The sequence below is a fragment of the Kineosporia rhizophila genome, from assembly GCF_021277265.1.
GTDB classification, from domain to species: domain Bacteria; phylum Actinomycetota; class Actinomycetes; order Actinomycetales; family Kineosporiaceae; genus Kineosporia; species Kineosporia rhizophila.
In genome coordinates, this window is the sequence record NZ_JAJSOH010000005.1 from 24,693 (window position 1) to 43,327 (window position 18,635).

Annotated in this window: 14 protein-coding genes; 10 read left to right on the plus strand and 4 right to left on the minus strand. The window is 69.9% G+C overall.

Annotated features, from left to right (window positions below):
- Positions 1-26 precede the first annotated feature (26 nt).
- A complete protein-coding gene (locus LWF15_RS10245; protein WP_232810200.1) occupies positions 27-701 on the plus strand; it encodes a uracil-DNA glycosylase in 675 nt (224 codons plus the stop codon).
- Positions 702-762: 61 nt separating this feature from the next.
- Here LWF15_RS10245 and LWF15_RS10250 read toward each other — a convergent pair whose 3' ends face one another.
- Positions 763-3,312 (minus strand): bifunctional FO biosynthesis protein CofGH, encoded by a 2,550-nt coding sequence (locus tag LWF15_RS10250; protein ID WP_232810201.1) that lies wholly within the window; start codon positions 3,310-3,312, stop codon positions 763-765.
- A gap of 240 nt (positions 3,313-3,552) precedes the next feature.
- Here LWF15_RS10250 and LWF15_RS10255 point away from each other — a divergent pair, with 240 nt between their 5' ends.
- The gene (locus LWF15_RS10255; protein WP_232810202.1) at positions 3,553-4,428 is read left to right on the plus strand and encodes an SDR family NAD(P)-dependent oxidoreductase; all 876 of its coding nucleotides are present in this window, start codon (positions 3,553-3,555) and stop codon (positions 4,426-4,428) included.
- Between the two features lie 9 nt (positions 4,429-4,437).
- On the opposite strand, the gene LWF15_RS10260 is transcribed toward LWF15_RS10255, so the two are convergent.
- Positions 4,438-4,767 (minus strand): hypothetical protein, encoded by a 330-nt coding sequence (locus tag LWF15_RS10260; protein WP_232810203.1) that lies wholly within the window; start codon positions 4,765-4,767, stop codon positions 4,438-4,440.
- Between the two features lie 100 nt (positions 4,768-4,867).
- Between LWF15_RS10260 and LWF15_RS10265 the strand changes: the two genes are divergently transcribed.
- Both LWF15_RS10265 and LWF15_RS10270 read left to right on the plus strand, forming a co-directional pair.
- Positions 4,868-6,331: a dihydrolipoyl dehydrogenase family protein gene (locus tag LWF15_RS10265; RefSeq protein WP_232810204.1), complete on the plus strand. Its 1,464-nt coding sequence runs from the start codon at positions 4,868-4,870 to the stop codon at positions 6,329-6,331.
- Between the two features lie 42 nt (positions 6,332-6,373).
- Complete coding sequence (locus tag LWF15_RS10270; RefSeq protein WP_232810205.1) at positions 6,374-7,807, plus strand: glycosyltransferase family 4 protein; 1,434 nt, start codon at positions 6,374-6,376, stop codon at positions 7,805-7,807.
- A 102-nt stretch (positions 7,808-7,909) separates the two neighbouring features.
- On the opposite strand, the gene LWF15_RS10275 is transcribed toward LWF15_RS10270, so the two are convergent.
- Entirely contained in the window at positions 7,910-8,782 is an 873-nt protein-coding gene (locus LWF15_RS10275) for a polysaccharide deacetylase family protein (protein ID WP_232810206.1), read from the minus strand.
- A 207-nt stretch (positions 8,783-8,989) separates the two neighbouring features.
- On the opposite strand from LWF15_RS10275, the gene lhgO reads away from it, so the two are divergent.
- From lhgO to LWF15_RS10305, 6 genes are all read left to right on the plus strand, one after another.
- Positions 8,990-10,204, plus strand: coding sequence for an L-2-hydroxyglutarate oxidase (lhgO, locus tag LWF15_RS10280; protein WP_232810207.1), 1,215 nt, complete (start codon positions 8,990-8,992; stop codon positions 10,202-10,204).
- 481 nt (positions 10,205-10,685) lie between these two features.
- A complete protein-coding gene (locus LWF15_RS10285; RefSeq protein ID WP_232810208.1) occupies positions 10,686-12,335 on the plus strand; it encodes a sugar transferase in 1,650 nt (549 codons plus the stop codon).
- Between the two features lie 203 nt (positions 12,336-12,538).
- A complete protein-coding gene (gene rfbF, locus LWF15_RS10290; protein WP_232810209.1) occupies positions 12,539-13,357 on the plus strand; it encodes a glucose-1-phosphate cytidylyltransferase in 819 nt (272 codons plus the stop codon).
- Between the two features lie 56 nt (positions 13,358-13,413).
- A complete protein-coding gene (locus LWF15_RS10295; RefSeq protein ID WP_232810210.1) occupies positions 13,414-14,451 on the plus strand; it encodes an NAD-dependent epimerase/dehydratase family protein in 1,038 nt (345 codons plus the stop codon).
- Entirely contained in the window at positions 14,448-14,987 is a 540-nt protein-coding gene (rfbC, locus tag LWF15_RS10300) for a dTDP-4-dehydrorhamnose 3,5-epimerase (protein ID WP_232810211.1), read from the plus strand. The genes LWF15_RS10295 and rfbC overlap by 4 nt, the downstream gene beginning before the upstream one ends.
- Positions 14,984-16,270 carry an NAD(P)H-dependent oxidoreductase gene (locus LWF15_RS10305; RefSeq protein WP_232810212.1) on the plus strand — a complete coding sequence of 429 codons (1,287 nt, stop codon included), beginning with the start codon at positions 14,984-14,986 and terminating at the stop codon, positions 16,268-16,270. The genes rfbC and LWF15_RS10305 overlap by 4 nt, the downstream gene beginning before the upstream one ends.
- A 120-nt stretch (positions 16,271-16,390) precedes the next feature.
- On the opposite strand, the gene LWF15_RS10310 is transcribed toward LWF15_RS10305, so the two are convergent.
- Entirely contained in the window at positions 16,391-18,487 is a 2,097-nt protein-coding gene (locus LWF15_RS10310; RefSeq protein WP_232810213.1) for a glycosyl hydrolase, read from the minus strand.
- Positions 18,488-18,635 lie beyond the last annotated feature (148 nt).

Sequence of the window (18,635 nt, forward strand, 5' to 3'; positions counted from 1 at the left end):
TTCGCCGGGCGCTAATGTCGGCCAGCGTGACGCGCCGACCTCTCGCTGACCAGATCGACCCGGGATGGGCGGCCGCCCTCGCCCCGGTCGAGGACAAGATCGCCGAGATGGGCGACTTCCTCCGGCAGGAGATCGCCGAGGGCAGGACGTACCTGCCCGCCGGGCCGAACGTGCTGCGGGCGTTCAAGCAGCCGCTGGACGAGGTGCGGGTGCTGATCGTGGGGCAGGACCCGTACCCCACGCCCGGGCATGCGGTGGGCCTGTCGTTCTCGGTGGCGCCCGACGTGCGGCCGCTGCCGCGCAGCCTGGTCAACATCTACAAGGAACTGCACGACGACCTCGGCATCGAGCCGGCCAAGCACGGCGACCTGTCGAAGTGGGCCGAGCGGGGCGTGCTGCTGCTGAACCGGGTGCTCACGGTCGCGCCGGGCGCGCCCGCCTCGCACCGTGGCAAGGGCTGGGAAGACATCACCGCGCAGGCCATCCACGCCCTGGTGGAACGGGACGAGCCGCTGGTGGCCATCCTCTGGGGCCGGGACGCCCGGTCGCTGGCGCCGGCCCTGGAGGACATCCCGCGGATCGAGAGCGCGCACCCCAGCCCGTTGTCGGCCAACAACGGCTTCTTCGGCTCCAAGCCGTTCAGCCGGGCCAACAGCGAGCTCGAGGACCTGGGCGCCGAGCCGATCGACTGGTCTCTGTAAAGGGATCCGAAACTGATGACGCCGGTGGGCACCTCGGGTGCCCACCGGCGTCATCAGTTTCTCAGTGCTGTAGTTCGACCGACCCGTACAGCGTGGTGCGCTGGCGGGCGGGGCGGTCCAGGTACTCGGAGATGTCTTCCAGCTCCTGCACCGTCTTCAGCGAACCGTACTGCGAACCGGCCATTCTCGAGATGGTCTCCTCCATCAGGGTGCCGCCCACGTCGTTGGCGCCGGCCTGGAGCATCGCCCGGGTGCCCTCCACGCCGAGCTTGACCCACGACGTCTGGATGTTGTCGATCCGCCCGTACAGAAGGATTCTGGCGAGCGCGTGCACCACCAGGTTGTCGCGCATCGTGGGCCCCGGCCGGGCCACCCCGGCCAGGTAGATCGGGGCGTTCTGGTGCACGAAGGGCAGCGCCACGAACTCGGTGAAGCGGGCCTGGCCGTGTTCCATGCTCTGCTCCTGCAGCCGGCCCAGCAGCATCAGGTGCCGGGCCCAGTGCGAGGGGTTGTCCACGTGGCCGTACATCATGGTCGAGGAGGTGGGCAGGCCGAGCTGGTGGGCGGTGGTGACCACCTCGATCCACTCCCGGGTGGGCAGCTTGCCCTTGGTCAGGATCCAGCGCACGTCGTCGTCCAGAATCTCCGCCGCGGTGCCCGGAAGTGAGTCCAGTCCGGCCTCTTTCGCCTGCTGCAACCATTCCCGGACGGGCAGCCCGGTGCGGGTGGAGCCGTTCACCACCTCCATCGGGCTGTAGGCGTGCATGTGCATCTGCGGCACCGCCTCCTTCACCGCCCGGGCGATGTCGAAGTAGGCGGTGGCGGGCAGCATCGGGTCGATCCCGCCCTGCATGCAGACCTCGGTCGCGCCGACCGCCCAGGCCTCGCGCACCCGGTTCTTGATCTCGTCCAGCGACAGGGTGAAGGCGTCGTCGTCCTGGCGACGCTGGGCGAAGGCACAGAAGCGACAACCGGTGTAGCAGACGTTGGTGAAGTTGATGTTCCGGTTGACGATGTAGGTGACGTCGTCGCCGACCACCTCGCGGCGCAGGTCGTCGGCGATCTTCGCGAGCTGCTTGAGGGCGTCCCCCTCGGCGTAGGCGAGCAGTACGGCCTGGTTCTCGGTGAGCTTGCGCGGGTTCTCGGCGGCCACCGAGAGCGCCTGGCTCAGGTCCCCGTCGAGGCGTTCGGGAGCGCCGGTCAGGACGGCCTTCTCGCGCAGTGCGGACCAGTCGCCGTAGACGTCGTCGAAGTCACCACGCCGGTCGCTGGTGCGGCCGGTGGTGTCGATCGTGACGTTCAGGTCGATGCGCCCGCTGCTGCCCCAGTCGGGATCCGGCTCCTGCCAGGGCATTCCGCGGACCAGGGCCCGCGGGTTGGCCAGGCCGTTCTCCAGCATCAGGGCCTTGACGTGGCCGTAAACCCGTGGATCGAGCCAGGGTTCGCCGACCCGGGCGTATTCCGGATGCACGGTCAGCCGCTCGGTCAGCTCGAACCCGGCCTGCTCGCTGTAGCGGGCCAGGTCGTCGAGGTGGGGCCAGGGGCGCTCGGGGTTCACGTGGTCGGGGGTGAGCGGGGAGACGCCGCCCCAGTCGTCGGCGCCGGCCTGCAGCAGACGCCCGAGCTGCTCGGGCTCGGAAAGGTTGGGCGGCACCTGGATCCGCATCCGCGGGCCCAGCACGACCCGGGCCGTGGCCACCGCGGCCAGGTACTCCTCGTCCTCGGCGTCGGGGGCCGAGCGCATCGCCGTTCTCGGCTTGGCCCGGAAGTTCTGGATGATGGTCTCCTGGATGTGCCCGTACTCGCGGGCCAGCCGCTTCAGGGCGAACAGCGACTCGGCCCGGTCGGCGAAGCTCTCCCCGATGCCGATCAGCAGCCCGGTGGTGAACGGGATGTTGAGCCGGCCCGCGTCCTCGATCACCCGCAGCCGGACCTGCGGATCCTTGTCCGGGCTGCCGTAGTGCGCCTGGCCGGGGGTCTCGAACAGGTGGCGGGAGGTGGTCTCGAGCATCATGCCCACGCTCGGCGACACCGGCTTGACCCGGCCCAGGTCCGGCCAGGACATCACTCCCGGGTTGAGGTGCGGCAGCATGCCGGTGGCCTCGAGCACCTGCACGGCCAGCGAGCGGATGTACCCCAGGGTGTCCGAGTAGCCCGCCTCGGCCAGCCACTCCCTTGCTTCGGGCCAGCGGTCTTCCGGGCGGTCGCCGAGGGTGAAGAGCACTTCCTTGCAGCCCAGGGCGGCCCCCTGCCGGGCGACCCGCAGCACCTCGTCGGGGGTCATGTAGAGCCCCTTGCCCTCACGTTCGAGCTGCTTGGGGGTCTTGACGAAGGTGCAGTAGTGGCAGCGGTCGTTGCACAGGTGCGTGACCGGCACGAACACCTTGCGGGAGTAGGTGACCAGGCCTGCGCGACCGGCGTTGGCCAGCCCCGCGTCGCGCACCGCCCCGGCCGCGTGCAGCAGCCGTTCCAGGTGCTCACCCCGCGCCTGCAGCAGCACCTCGGCCTCGGCCTCGTTGAGGGTGACGCCGTCCGCAGCCCGCCGCAACGCCCGGCGGAAGGCCGAGTCAGTGGGCACGGGGCCGGAGGACGGGGTCGGCGTCTGAGGCACGAAGGACTCCTTCTGCAGGACTGGCCCGGCTACGCTGCGCGGACGGCTGAGTGCGGACCGTGCTGCCGGGGTGCCGCTCGGTCACTCCCGTGCGAATCTACGCGGGCACCCGTCGCATTCCCGACCGGGCCCGATCCATCTCTCGCCGAGCCACGGACGCGCTCGCGTATCAGACAGCCCCGGCGAAGCATCCTTCTTCGGAAGATCTGCCTCCCCACCCCTCTGAGGAGACTCGGCGCGATGCGCATCCCGCAGCCCATCGGCGGCAAGGTCGTGGTCATCACCGGTGCGGCGCGAGGCCTCGGGGCCGCGCTGGCCGAGAAGCTGGCCGGCCGGGGCGCCCGCGTCGCCCTGCTCGGCCTGGAGCCCGAGCAGCTGGCCGCCGTGGCCGAGCGCTGCGGCCGCAACGCGGTCTGGTTCGAGTGCGACGTGACCGATCCGGCGCAGCTGGCCGCCGCGGTGGCCGGGGTGCAGGAACGCTTCCGGGGGGTCGACGTGCTGGTGGCCAACGCCGGGATCGCGATGGGCAGCCCGCTGCTGCTGGCCGAGCCGGAGGCCTACGACCGGGTGATCGAGGTGAACCTGCTGGGCAGCATCCGCACGCTGCGGGCCTTCCTGCCCCTGCTGATCCGCAACCAGGGCTACTACCTGCAGATCGCGTCTCTGGCGGCGCTCAGCCCGACGCCGATGATCACCTCGTACGGGGCCAGCAAGGCCGGGGTGGAGGCGTTCGCCCTGGGGATGCGCACCGAGCTGGCCGTGCACGGGGTCGGCGGGGGTGTGGCCTACCTGTCGTTCACCGACACCGACATGGGCCGCTCGGCCAGCCGCTCGGGCCGCGGGCTGCGCCTGCACGACCTCGAGAAGGCGGTGTCCCGCCTGGTCGAGGGCATCGAGCGGCGCTCGCCCTACGTGTACGGCCAGTCGTTCATCCGGGTGCTGCGGCCGGTGCGGGGGCTGCTGCCCGGTCTGGTGCACCGGATGGCCCGGGGGCCGGCCGCTCGTTTCGAGTCGGCCGTGGCCCAGGCCGGGCCCCGGGCCTCGGCCCCCATCGGGCCGGGCGGACGCGCGGACACGAAGGCCCGCGGTTCCCGAGACCCGGAGCCGATGGGTTAGGTCGTGCCCTTACTGCTGCGGGGGCTGCCCGTAGCGCGGAGCCTCGTTCGGCGGGGTGCCGTAGACCGGCCCGTCGGCCGGGGGCTGCTGCGGCTGGGCGGAGCCGGTCGGACCGGGCCTGCCCTTGCCGTCCTTGAAGCGCCCGCTCAGGCCCCGGGCCTGCTCCTGCACCTTGGCGCGGGTCGCCGGATCCTTCAGCTTCTTGGTCAGCTCCTGGGCCTGGGCCTGCACCTTGGCCCGGGTGGCCGGGTCCTTGGCAGCGGCCTGGGCCTGCTGGATGAGTTTCCTGCCCTGGGGAGAGCGGGCGAACGCAGTGACTTTCCCGAGAAAACCGGCCATGCCCCAAAGTAACCGCTGCGCTGATCAAAAGCATCCGTGAGTGAGCCGCCCGACGCCGTCCGAGGTGCCGGGTGATCAGGCCGCAGGCAATATGCCAGACATGGCATCGAACCATGGCGCCCAGGCGGCAGAAACTGCCTCGGAACCGAAGGCTCTCGACGGCGCGAGCTACGAGGTGATCGTCATCGGGACCGGCTCGGCCGGCAAGCCGCTGGCCAGTGAACTGGCCCGGGGCGGGGTGCGGGTGCTGGCGGTGGAGCAGCACCGGGTCGGCGGGGAGTGCCCCTACGTGGCCTGCGTGCCGTCCAAGTCGATGCTGCTCTCGGCCCGACGGCACCGCGGCCGGGGGCAGGGCTCCTCCTCGCCCGCCCGGGTGGCCTTCGCCCGGGCAGTGGCGGTGCGCGACAAGACGGTCTGGAACCGCTCGGACGCCAAGGCGGTCGAGGGGATGACCGAGGCCGGGGTGGAGCTGGTCCGGGCCTCGGCCACAGTCTCGCCCGGCGCGGTGCTGCTGGACGGTACGGCGACCGTGCGCTGGACCCGGGCGCTGGTGGTGGCCACCGGGGCGGACGCGACGATCCCGCCGATCGAGGGGCTGGAACGGAACGCCCCCGGCATCTGGACCTCGGACCAGGCCCTCTCCAGCGACGAGCTGCCCGATCAGCTGGCGATCCTGGGCGGTGGCCCGATCGGCTGCGAACTGGCCGAGGTGTACGCGTCGTTCGGCGCCCAGGTCACCCTGCTCCAGTCGGCGCCGACCCTGCTGCCGCGGGAGCAGCCCTGGCTGGGCGAGGCGATGGCCGGGGCGCTGCGCCGCCTCGGGGTGGACGTGCGCACCGGCGTCGAGGTCTCCGAGGTGCGGCCGGCCGAGCCGGGCCCCGGTCTCGTGCTGCGCACGCCGCAGGACGAGATCCTCGCCCGGCGGCTGCTGGTGGCGGTGGGAAAACGGCCGCACAGCGACGGTCTGGGCCTGGAGAGCCTCGGGGTGGAGCCCGGTGAGAAGGGCGAACTGCGGGTGGACGCCCGGATGCGGCTACGCGTCAAGGGAGGCGACCGCTCGCTCGACGACGTCTTCGCGATCGGCGACGTGACCGCGCTCAACCCCTACACGCACGGTGCCAACTACCAGGCCCGGGTGGTCGCCGACGAACTGCTGGGCCGCGGCCGCGACGCCGACCACTCCGGCACTCCGCGGGTGGTCTACACCGACCCCGCCGTCTTCGCCGTGGGCGAGACCACCCGGACCGCCGAGGAGCGCGGGCTGCGCACGATCAGCGCCCGGTTCGACGTGCACGGCACCACCCGATCGGCGGTGGAGCGGTCTCTGGGGCCGGACGACCCGCGCCCGGCCGAGCTGGAACTGATCGCCGACGCCGACCGGGGAGTCCTGCTGGGGGCGGCCGCGATCGGGCCCGAGGCCGACTCCTGGGCGGCCGAGCTGGCGCTGGCGGTCCGCGCCGGGATCAGCGTGCAGGCCCTGGCCGACCAGCCGCACGCCTTCCCCTCCTGGGCCGAGGCGATCAGTACGCCGGCCCTGGAACTGGCGGCCCGGCTGAGAGGCTGATTCCGCGGCTGCCGTCGGGCCGCCCGCCGATAAGGTTCTGACATGGATGCGGGCACGAACGACGGAACGATCTCGAGCGCGGTCTTCGTCACGGCGACTGAGCCGGAACCGCGCAGGTACGGCAAGCCGGTGGTGATCGGCGGCATCCTGGACCACCTGTGCGAACGGCTCGGTCCGGACAACGTGCACCTGGTGCTGGTCGGCCGGGACGACGTGGACCGGCCGCGGGTGCCCTACCACCGCCACGTGCTGACCAAGCCGGGCACGGTGGAGCAGGCCGCCTCGGTGCTGGCCAACGTGGTCCTGCCGCCCCGATTCCGCCCGGCCGGCCTGGGCCAGGCCGCCGGTGAGCACGCGGGGGGCCGCTACCGCCACCCGCTGCAGGAGGCGGTGCTGCACTCGGCCAACCTGGGCACCCGGATCTTCTCGGTGATCAACGAGATCGAGGCCGACCTGGAGATCTGGGACACCGTCCGGATGGGCCAGTACGTGCTGGAGCGCGGCGAGACCGCCCGCGACCGCTCGGTGCTGTGGCCCGGCTCGTCGTTCGGACACCAGGTGAAGCGGCGCATCCTCTACGCCGACGACCTCTTCTCCGAGCGCTACGACGCGATGCTCAAGGAGGAGAGCGCCACCGGCAACCCCGGCGGCGAGTTCGCCAAGCTGCTGCCCGGCCCGGCCAAAAAGCTGCTGGCCAACCCACGGGTGCACCGGCCGCTGCTGCGTCTGGAGCGGGACCTGGTGGCGGCCTCGGAGGTGCGTCAGCCGGAGTACTTCGACGGCACCTACCTGATCAGCCCGGAGGAGACCCACCGGCTCGCGGCCAAGGTGCCCGGCGCGACCATCGGCACCCTGCCCCCGCTGCTGCGCGAACCGTCCGGCAGCCGGCTGCGGCACTACACCGGGGCCCCCGAGTTCACCTTCATCGGTGGCTTCGACTACGCCCCGAACCGCGACGGGCTGGACTGGTTCCTGGCCAACTGCCGCGAGGAGGTGCTGCAGGCCCTGCCGGACGCGGTGATCAACGTGGTCGGTTCCGGCACCGACGCGGGTCTGCCCTCGGGCGAGGCCTGGGGCGACCGGGTCCGCTTCCTGGGCTGGGTCGACGACCTCGACACGGTGCTGAACGGCAGCGCCGCGCTGCTGTCACCGCTGCGCACCGGCAGCGGGGTGAAGATCAAGGTGCTGGAGGCGCTGGCCCGGGCCCTGCCGGTGGTCGCCACCCGGGCCGGGGTGCAGGGCATCGAGGGCGGCGAGACCAGCGGGCTGCTGATCGGCGAGACGCCCGAAGAACTGGCCGCGGCGATGGTCCGGGCCACCGATCCGGTGCGCAACCAGCAGCTGTCGGCAGCCGCCCGGACGGCCTGGGACACCCAGTACTCGCCGGTGGTGGTGCGCCGCCGCTACGACGAGATCTTCGGGCTCGCCCGGCCGATCGCGCCGGAGACCCGGCCGATCCAGCTCCCCCGGTTCTGAGGTCTTACCTACGAAAGGGACGCCGCCCGTAAGGGCGGCGTCCCTTTCGTTGGGGCCCACCGACGTCCGTAAGCCGGAGTTCTGAGGCCACCACCGACGTCCTCAGTTCGAGGCGGGCATCCCGGTGAGGCGGTTCGGGTCGCGCTTCTCGGCCCACACCGTGCGCACCGCGGGGTATTCCGCCAGCAGTTCGCTCACCGTGCGCGAGGTGAACTTACGGCGCTTCATGCCGGCCAGCAGCAGCCGGGTCGCCTCACCCCGGTCGAGCCCCTCACCGGTCTCCGGGTCGGGAGCGCCCACGCCGTCGCCGGAGTAGTCGTGCAGCAGCAGGAACCCGCCCTTGTGCAGCGAGCCGATCGCGCGCTGGGCGATCGTGCCGGCGTCCGAGCCGTCCCAGTCACGAGCCCAGGCCGACCAGACCACGACCTCCATGCCCAGGGCCCGGGTGGCCAGGTACTGGGCCACCGTCTGGGCGCCGTAGGTGGGGCGGAACAGCAGGACCTTGCGGCCCGTGATGCGCTCCAGCCGGCGCTTGCCGTCGCGGATCCGGCCGACCGCCTCCTGCAGCGGCAGCGCGCTGAGCCGGGTGTGGTCGATGCCGTGCAGGGCGACCTCGTGGCCCTCGGCGATGATCCGGCGCACCAGGTCGGGGTGCTTCTCGGCCTGCTCGACCAGGACGAAGAAGGTGGCCCGGACCTTGTACTGGGCCAGCGCCTCGAGCACCTGCGGGGTGTACGACGGGTCGGGGCCGTCGTCGTAGGTCAGGCTGACCACCTTGTCGTCGGTGGCGACACAGGCCACCGTGCTCACCGCCAGCAGCGCCGGGCGCCCGTAGGTGAGCACGTCGTCCGGCTCGGGCAGCGCGCGCTCGCCCTCCTCGTAGGCGCAGACGTAGCCGCGGCGTACGAGCTTGGCGGAAAGATCCAGCAGGGGCCGCCGCGCAGCGGGGGCGGTCCGGACGGGGGCCTCAGTCATGAGGCCAACCTACCCACCCGGGCCGCCCGAATTCATGCAACCTCACCCTGAGCGACCGCTCGGAGCAATCCGGTGCCCGAGGCGCGGCAAATGGTTCACGAAGAGCCGCCGAGTACACCGTTCCGGTCACCGAGGCCCCGTCCCGGTCATCAGCACCCTCGGTGTCTGGATACTCTCGGCTTCTCTTTGAATTCGGAGGATCCCTAGATGTCCGTTCAGCACGTCGGCGTCATCGGCGCCGGAATCGTCGGTCTCGCCGTCGCCCGTCGGATCACCGAGGTCTACCCCGGCACCCAGATCACCGTCCTGGAGAAGGAGGACCGTCCCGCGGTCCACCAGACCGGGCACAACAGCGGCGTGGTGCACGCCGGGCTCTACTACACGCCGGGCTCCCTGAAGGCCACGCTCTGCCGTCGGGGTGTCGACCTCCTGAAGGAGTACACGCAGGAGAAGAAGCTCCCCTACGACGAGTGCGGCAAGCTGGTCGTGGCGATCAACGACGCCGAGGTCGCGGGTCTGAAGAAGATCCAGGAGAAGGCCGCCAAGAACGGCGTGCCCGACGTGGCCTGGCTGGACAACGTCGGCCTGCGCGAGATCGAGCCGTACGCGGCCGGGGTCGCGGCCCTGCACTCCCCGCACACCGCGATCACCGACTACGTCGCGGTGACCGACGCCTACGCCGACGACGTGCGGGCGGCCGGCGGCACCATCGAGTTCAACTTCCCGGTCGACGGGATCACCCAGTACAACGGCAAGGTCCAGGTGAAGTCGAACGGCCGCACCAAGGTCTTCGACCGCCTGGTGGTGTGCGCCGGCCTGCAGTCCGACAAGGTCGCCACCTGGGCCGGCGACGACGCGGGCCCGGCGATCGTGCCCTTCCGCGGCGAGTACTTCCAGCTCCTGCCCGAGCGCACGCACATGGTCAAGGGCCTGATCTACCCGGTGCCCAACCCGGACTACCCGTTCCTCGGCGTGCACTACACCAAGCGCGTGCACGGCGGCGTGGACCTGGGCCCGAACGCGGTCCTGGCCTTCGCCCGCGAGGGATACACCAACGGCACGTTCAAGGCCTCGGAGCTGTTCGAGACCCTGAAGTGGCCGGGCTTCCGCAAGCTCGCCGCCCAGCACTGGCGGATGGGCGCGGGCGAGATGGCCGGCTCGCTGAGCAAGAAGCTGTACGTGCGCTTCGCCCAGCAGTACGTGCCCGAGATCCAGGCCGCCGACCTGGTCAAGGCCCAGGCCGGGGTGCGCGCCCAGGCGGTCGACCGGGACGGTTCGCTGGTCGACGACTTCCGGATCTCCAAGCTGGACAAGGTGATGGCGGTGCGCAACGCGCCCTCGCCGGCCGCGACCAGCTCGCTGGCGATCGCCGAGTACATCACCGACGAGCTGCGCGACCTGATGGTCTCGAACGTCGCCTGACGTTCACCGGTGAGTCCCGGGCTGTGGGGCCGCGCGCCGCGCGAGCCTCACAGCCTGTCACGAAACGTGCGATTATCCGGATTGTTGCTGCTTTCTTGGGCGGCTCGGACACATCCGGTCCGGGGCCATGGAATGCTTACGCCCCGGGGGGCAGCAGTGCCGCTGTCGTTCCACCTGGGCACCTGCGGCTCGGCTGAACGCGGATCCGAACCTCGTCCGATCAGCCATAGTTCCACCAGTGGTCAGGATCAACGGCTATGCGGGTAAAAGTCTGAATGTTCCGTTTCGGAATGCCCGGTTTGGCCACTGGAGTTACGTCAGTGACTACTTGCTGTAGTCACTGTCCATAGTTTCGTCACTCGACACGTGCGTTGCGGTAACGAACTCTGCATTGGCTAACGATGAGGTTGGCGAGACCGTACCTTGGCAGTGACGGCAGTGCGGGGCTGCGGACGACACAGTGCGACAGGGAGGGCTTGTAGTGACGCTCCGTGATCCGATGGGTAGGGCTGCACACAACTCCGGGGGATCCGCCCCGGACGGCGGCCGCCCGGAAGACCCACGGCTGGTCATCGACGTACGCGGAGAACCCGCGCCCGCCCAGTTCCTGACCGGCTCCCAGCAGTCACAGAACGCCTACGGGGGTTTCGCCCCGCAGGCCCCGTTCAACCAGCAGATGGCCACCCAGCCGATCCAGATCCCCCAGGCGGCCCGTCCCGACGCCGACGGGATGCTCGGCGGCGGGGCCCCGGACGACGACCCGCCGGCCGGTTCCTGGGCCGGACCGCTGGTCCGCGCCGGGGTACGTCCTCTGCTGGTGCTGCTCGACCTGGTGGCCTGCCTCGCCGGCGCCCTGGCCTCCGGCGGGGTCCGCCCGATCATGGGGCTGTTCACCGTCCTGCTGGTCGCGGCCTACGCCACCGGCGGTCTGTACCGCTCGCGGCTGTCGCCCTCGATCCTCGACGACATCCCGTCCATCACCGGCCGGCTGCTGGTCGTCCTGGCGCTCACCGTCACCGGCCAGCTCACGCTGAACCAGCTGCGCTGGGACGTGGAGATGGTCGACTGGAAGCTGCTGGTCGCCGCGGCCGTCACCTTCGTGGCCACGGTCTGCCTGCGCACCACCGCCTACGGTCTGGTCCGCTTCGCCCGCCGCACCGGGCGGATCGCGCACCGCACGCTCATCCTCGGCGCCGGCCGGGTGGGCACCTACCTGGCCGAGTCGCTCTCCCAGCACCCGCAGTACGGCCTGCAGCCGATCGGCTTCCTCGACATCGACCCGCCGCGGCCGGGCGTCAGCGCCTCGCACCGCATCCTGGGCCGGCCCGAGCAGCTGGTCGAGGTCCTGCTGGACCACCAGGTCCGCAACGTGATCGTCGCCTTCGGCTCGATGCGCGAGTCCGAGCTGGTCGACATCATCCGCACCTGCGACCGTCTGCACTGCGAGATCTTCGTCGTGCCGCGGTTGTTCGAGCTGCACCACATCGGCGCCGAGATGGACACCGCGTGGGGCATGCCGCTGATCCGGCTGCGCCGCGCCGCCTACCGCAGCCGGGCCTGGCAGGTGAAGCGGGGGATCGACATCGCGTTCTCCGGTTTCGCCCTGATGTGCCTGTCCCCGCTGATGGCGGTCATCGCCGCCCTGGTCCGCTGGGAGGGCGGCCCGGGCATCCTGTTCAAGCAGGAGCGCGTCGGCGTCGACGGCCAGCACTTCTCGGTGATGAAGTTCCGTTCGCTCAAGCCCGTCGACGAGACCGAGTCCCAGACCAACTGGAACATCGCCCTCGACGACCGGCTCGGCCCGGTCGGCAAGTTCCTGCGCCGGTCCTCGCTGGACGAGCTCCCGCAGCTGCTGAACATCCTCCGTGGCGACATGAGCCTGGTCGGCCCCCGGCCGGAGCGCCCGCACTTCGTCGACACGTTCCGCAGCCAGCACCCGCACTACGTCGCCCGGCACCGGGTTCCCTGTGGCCTCACCGGCCTGGCGCAGGTCAACGGCCTGCGCGGAGACACCTCGATCGCCGAGCGGGCCCGCTTCGACAACTACTACATCGAGAACTGGTCGCTCTGGCTCGACATCAAGATCCTGATGCGGACCGCGATGTCCGTCATCCGGGCCGAGGGCGGCTGATCCACCTCCGAGCCACCCGGTCCTGAGGGTGTGCGCCGTCCGGGCGCTCTTCAGGGCCGAACCGGTCTCCCCCGGCCGGATCGGCAAAGAGGCGCCCAGGTCGGCGGCCATACTGGTCGCCCTCCGCCGGAGCCGACGGTTCCGCGTGACATCCATCTGAATCCGACCATTCACACACCCCCCATCCGTGCGAGGAATGTCCTGTGACTGAACAGCTGCCCGTGTCCGAGATCCCCGTCGTCCTGCTCGCCGGAGGGATGGGTACCCGGCTGCGCGAGGCCAGCGGTGACAAGCTGCCCAAGCCGATGGTGGACATCGGCGGCCGGCCGGTCCTGTGGCACGTCATGAAGATGTACCAGGCCCACGGCTTCCGTAAGTTCGTGATCTGCCTGGGCTACAAGAGCGACGTGATCAAGCGGTACTTCCTGGACTACCGCCAGGCCGCGGGCGACTTCACGCTCACCCACGACGGCGCCGAGCCGGTGTTCCACTCGGCCGGCCAGGTCGAGGACTGGGAGATCACCTTCGTCGAGACCGGTCTTCAGACCGGCACCGTCGGCCGGGTCAAGCGGGTCGCCCAGCACCTCAAGGCCGACCAGTTCATGCTGACCTACGGTGACGGCGTGGGCGACGTCGACATCACCAAGGTGGTCGAGACGCACCGCGCCGGCGGCCGCATCGGCACCGTCACGGCCGTGCACCCGACCAGCCGCTACGGCGAGATGCACGTCGAGGGCGACCAGGTCGTGGAGTTCAACGAGAAGCCGACCCTGGCCACCGGCTGGGTCAACGGCGGCTTCTTCATGTTCGAGCGCAGCTTCATCGACAAGTACCTCGCCGACATCGACGACGACTCGATGATGCTGGAGCAGCAGCCGCTGCAGCAGCTGGCCCGCGACGGCCAGCTCTCGCTGAACGGTCACGAGGGTTTCTGGCTGGGTATGGACACCTACCGGGACTGGACCGAGCTGAACAAGATGTGGGACCGCGGCGAGGCCTCCTGGAAGTTCTGGGACAACTGACCTCCCCTCCCACCCAAGATCGTTCCACCGCCGTATACAACAAGGAGCAACTGACCATGAAGGTCCTGGTGACAGGCACCGAGGGGTACCTGGGCTGCCTGGTGGCGCCCGAGCTGATGAAGCGCGGTCACGAGGTGATCGGCGTCGACACCGGCTACTACCGGCAGGGCTGGCTGTACAACGGCGTGCCGTTCACCGCGCAGACGCTGGCCAAGGACATCCGCGACATCACCGTCGAGGACCTCGAGGGCGTCGACGCGATCGTCCACATGGCCGAGCTGTCCAACGACCCCCTGGGTGAGCTGCTCTCCGAGGTGACCTACACGGTCAACCACAAGGGCTCGGTCAAGCTCGCCGAGATGGCGATCCAGGCCGGCGTCGAGCGCTTCGTGTACATGTCCTCGTGCAGCGTGTACGGCGTGGCCGAGGGCACCGTGGACGAGAACTCCCCGGTGAACCCGCAGACCGCCTACGCCGACTGCAAGACCCTGGTCGAGCGGGACCTGAGCGCGCTGGCGAGCGACAACTTCTCGCCCACGTTCATGCGCAACGCCACCGCCTTCGGCGCCTCCCCGCGCCAGCGGTTCGACATCGTGCTGAACAACCTGTCCGGCCTGGCCTGGACCACGAAGAAGATCGCGATGAACTCGGACGGCACCCCGTGGCGTCCGCTGGTGCACGGCCTGGACATCGCCAAGTCGATCTACTGCGCCCTCGAGGCCCCGCGCGAGGCCGTCCACAACGAGAAGTTCAACGTGGGCAGCAACGAGCAGAACTACCAGGTGCGGACGATCGCCGAGACCGTCGGCGCCGAGTTCCCGGGCTGCGAGGTCACCTTCGGCCCGGCCGGTGGCGACAACCGCAGCTACAAGGTGAACTTCGACAAGATCTCCTCGCAGCTGCCCGGTTTCTCCTGCGACTGGGACGCCGCCAAGGGCGCCGCCCAGCTGCACCAGGTCTTCCAGGCGATCGACATGGACGAGGCCACCTTCACCGGCCGCGGCCACACCCGCCTGAAGCAGCTCGAGCACCTGATCAGCACCAAGCAGCTCGACGCCGACCTGTTCTGGACCAAGGAGGCGGCAGCTCAGTGATCATCACCAAGCAGCACATCCCCGACGTCGCGATCGTCGAGCTGGAGCGTCGTGAGGACGACCGCGGCTTCTTCGCCCGGACGTTCGACGTGGCCGAGTTCGAGGCCGCCGGCCTGAACCCGGCCGTCGAGCAGTGCAACATGTCGTACAACCACAAGGCCGGCACCCTGCGGGGCATGCACTACCAGCTGGACTACGCCCCCGAGGTCAAGCTGATCCGCTGCGTGCGTGGCGCCATCGTCGACCAGATCGTCGACATGCGTCCCGACAGCCCGACCTACCTGCAGCACGTGTCGGTCGAGCTGACCGCGGAGAACCGCAAGGCGCTCTACGTGCCGGCCATGTTCGCCCACGGTTTCCAGACCCTGGTCGACGACACCGAGGTGATGTACCAGGTCACCGGCAAGTACACGCCGGACGCCGAGCGCGGCCAGCGGTACGACGACCCGGCCCTGGGCCTGACCTGGCCGCACGAGGTCACCGTGATCAGCGACAAGGACAAGTCCTGGGCGCTGCTGGAAGGTGCGGTCAAGTGATCATCGTCGACACCGCACTGGCCAAGCGCGAGGCCGAGGGCAACCCGGTCCGGGTCGCCCTGGTCGGCGCCGGCTTCATGGGCCGGGGCTTCGTCAACCAGGTCGTGAACTCGGTTCCCGGCATGGAACTCGTGGCCATCGTCAACCGCACCCGGGCCAACGCCGAGCGGGCGTACACCGAGGCCGGCGTGACCGAGTGGGAGGTCACCGAGGACGCGCAGACCACGTCCAAGGCGATCGCCAACGGCGTCCCCGTGATCACCTCGAACTACGAGGCGGTCACCCAGGCCGAGGGCATCGACGCGATCGTCGAGGCCACCGGCAACGTCGAGTACGGCGCCCACGTGGTGACCTCGGCGATCGACGGCGGCAAGCACGTCGTGCTGCTGAACGCCGAGGTCGACGGCACCGTCGGCTCCGCGCTGAAGGCCCGCGCCGACGCCAAGGGCGTCATCGTGACCGGGTGCGACGGCGACCAGCCGGGTGTGCAGATGAACCTGGTGCGCTTCGTGAAGAGCATCGGTCTGACCCCGCTCGTGGCCGGCAACATCAAGGGCCTGCAGGACGAGTACCGCAACCCGACCACGCAGGAGGGTTTCGCCAAGCAGTGGGGGCAGGACCCCCACATGGTGACCTCCTTCGCCGACGGCACGAAGATCTCCTTCGAGCAGGCGATCGTGGCCAACGCGACCGGTATGACGGTGGAGAAGCGCGGCATGCGCGGCGCCGACCACCGGGCCCACATCGACGAGCTGACCAAGGCGTACGACGTCGAGGAGCTCAAGGCGGCCGGCGGCTACGTGGACTACGTGGTCGGCAGCCAGCCGGGCCCGGGTGTCTTCGTCCTGGCCACCCACGACGACCCGAAGCAGAAGCACTACCTGAACCTGTACAAGCTCGGCGAAGGCCCGCTGTACAGCTTCTACACGCCGTACCACCTGTGCCACTTCGAAGTTCCGCTGTCGGTGGCGCGGGCCGTGCTGTTCAACGACGCCGTGATGCAGCCCCTGGGCGCGCCCACGGTCGAGGTCGTCGCGGTGGCCAAGCGTGACCTGAAGGCCGGTCAGACGATCGACGGCCTCGGCGGTTACGACACGTACTCGGTGGCCGAGAAGGCTTCGGTCACCAAGGACGAGAACCTGCTGCCGATGGGGGTCACCGAGGGCTGCGTGCTCCTGCGCGACGTGGCCAAGGACGAGGTGCTCACCTACGCCGACGTCACGCTGCCCGAGGGCCGGCTGATCGACCAGCTCCGGATCGAGCAGGCGAACCTCTTCGCCTGATCCCTGCTGCACTGGAACGACCCCGGACCGCTGGTCCGGGGTCGTTCTGCTTTGAGAGGCTCGAACAACCAAAGGACGTTTGTGAGCCTCGGGGCTCACAAACGTCCTTTGGTTGTTGGTCTACTTACCGAAGAGCTTCTTGAACTTCTTGCCGCCCTTGGGCAGGCTCTCCAGCCGGTGGTCGCCCTTCTCGCCGACGTTGACGTCGAAGTAGATCTGGTACGCCACGTTGTTCCGCGGGTCGTCGACGAACTTGAACATCTGCTCGACGAAGTACGGGTTGTCGCCGCCGCCGTGACCGTCGCTGATGCTGCGGTCCCACATGCCCCACTCCGGCAGCGACATCGGCTTCTTCTTCTCCTGCGCGAAGCTGGACCAGAAGGACAGGCCGTAGGTGGCGCTCACGACGTTCGTCCAGGCCTGTTCCTGGTGGGCCCGCTGGCAGTCGGCCTCGCAGCCGGCCGGGAAGGGGTAGGTGTTCTCGGCCCAGGAGATGTCGTAGACGTCGACGCCGATGTAGTCGACGTACTTGTTGCCCGGGTAGAAGAGCGTCGAGTTGTAGGAGTCGCCGCCGTTGTTCACGTTCCAGTCGAACTTCAGGTTCTCGGCGCCGGGCACCGAGCGCATCGTGGTGACGATGTTGCGCCAGAACTTGATGAAGTCCTTCTCGTCGCCGAGCGTCGGGTGCCAGGGCCAGTCGACGTTGAACTCCCAGCCCAGCCGCAGGATCGCGTCACCCTGGTCGTAGGCCACCAGGTTCTTGGCCAGACGCTCGAAGTGCTGGTTGTAGTCACCGTCGGCCCCGGCCGCCAGCGACACCGACTTGTTGCGGGTGGGCAGCATGGCCACCGCGTAGACCATCTGGTAGCCGGAGTTCTGCCAGGTGTTGAGCATGTAGGTGGGCGCCGCGATCTCTTCCCAGGTGCCGCGGGTGGAGTAGTCCATCGCGTAGGCCGCGTCCCGGCCGAGCCAGTCGCCGAACTCCCCGACCTTCGAGGGGTAGGTGCCCCGGTAGACACCCACGCCCACCTTCTTGGCCGCTCCGGTCGTGGCCGGCTTCTCGCTCTCCTCGGCCTCACCACTCGCGGTGGCTGCGGACGAGGGCGTGGCCGCGTCTTCGGGGACGACGGCGGTGTCGGTGCTGCTCTTCTCGTCGCCACCGGTACCGATGGCGTAGGCCACACCGCAGACGATCATCAGAACGACCATGACGGCGGCGATCAGCGGCAGGCGGGGGCCGCGCCGTTTGGGCGTGCGGAACGACTGCACGCGCGGGGGCGGACCGCTGCGGCTGCCTCCGAGACTGGGGAAGTTCGCCGCGTTGGACGGGATCCGCTCCGGTTCGTCAGAGGTCCTGCCGGGGTCGGGGGCCTCGGACTCCATATCGAAGAAACTCGGCCGGCGGGCCGGAGGGTTGAGGTCTTTGGCCTCGACCGGCGGTAGGCCGCTCGGGTTGGTGGCATCGTCGGGCTCGACCCGGCGCGGCGCCACGATGGCCTTGATCATGCCGGAGGCCGCGGTGAGCGGGCCCAGGGCCCGGTCCCGGTAGCGGGTGCGCGGCCGGGGCTGCGGGTCGGCCGGCTCGCTGTCGTACTCGTCGTACGCGTCGGTTCGGGGGTCCTGCTGCCTGCCCCTGAGCCCTGATGCACCGTTGCCGTGGGCGCCTCGGCCGCCCCATGCGGAGGCATCGCGGGTGCCACGCCCGTTCCGGCCGGGTTCCTGCCTGCTGCGGCCGGACTCACGGTCGGGCTCGTAGCCGCCGGGCTGCTGACCGCCTCGGGCGGACCAGGCGGCCCGGCCGGAACTCTCCGGGCGAGCGCCACCGAACCGGGGGCGCTGCTCGTTCCAGCCGGCGTCGTCATGAAGGCCGGACTCGTCGCGCCGCCCGACCGGGCCGCGCATCGGTGCCGCCTCGTCCGGGCGGTTGCGGCGAGAACCCAGGCCGCGGGCCGGGCGGTCGGGGAACTCCTCGTGGGCCTGCCGGTCGAGGCGGTTCGGCAGGCCGTACTCGCCGCGGTCCCGGTAGGTGTCGGGCTCGTCCCACGGGGAACGCTCCTGAGCCGGTTCGGGCCAGGCGTTCTCGTGGTTTGCCGGGGGGTTCTCGTACTGCTCGTAGTACTTGCGTTCGGGAGCCTGAGCCCGTTGACCGCGCCCGCCGTAGGGCGGTTCGTCCGCCGGGTCAGGGTCGTACGGACGTCGCGCAGGGTAGTCAGGCATGACCTGTAACCGGCCTCCTGCTCGGCGTGACGGACACTCTTGACCTCGCGTCAGAGCGATCGCCGGGCACGCCTGAACTAAGGGAGGTCACGCGCAGAGAGTGTAATCGGTTCCCAGCGCGTCCGCTTCGCCCACAAGAGTCCCACAG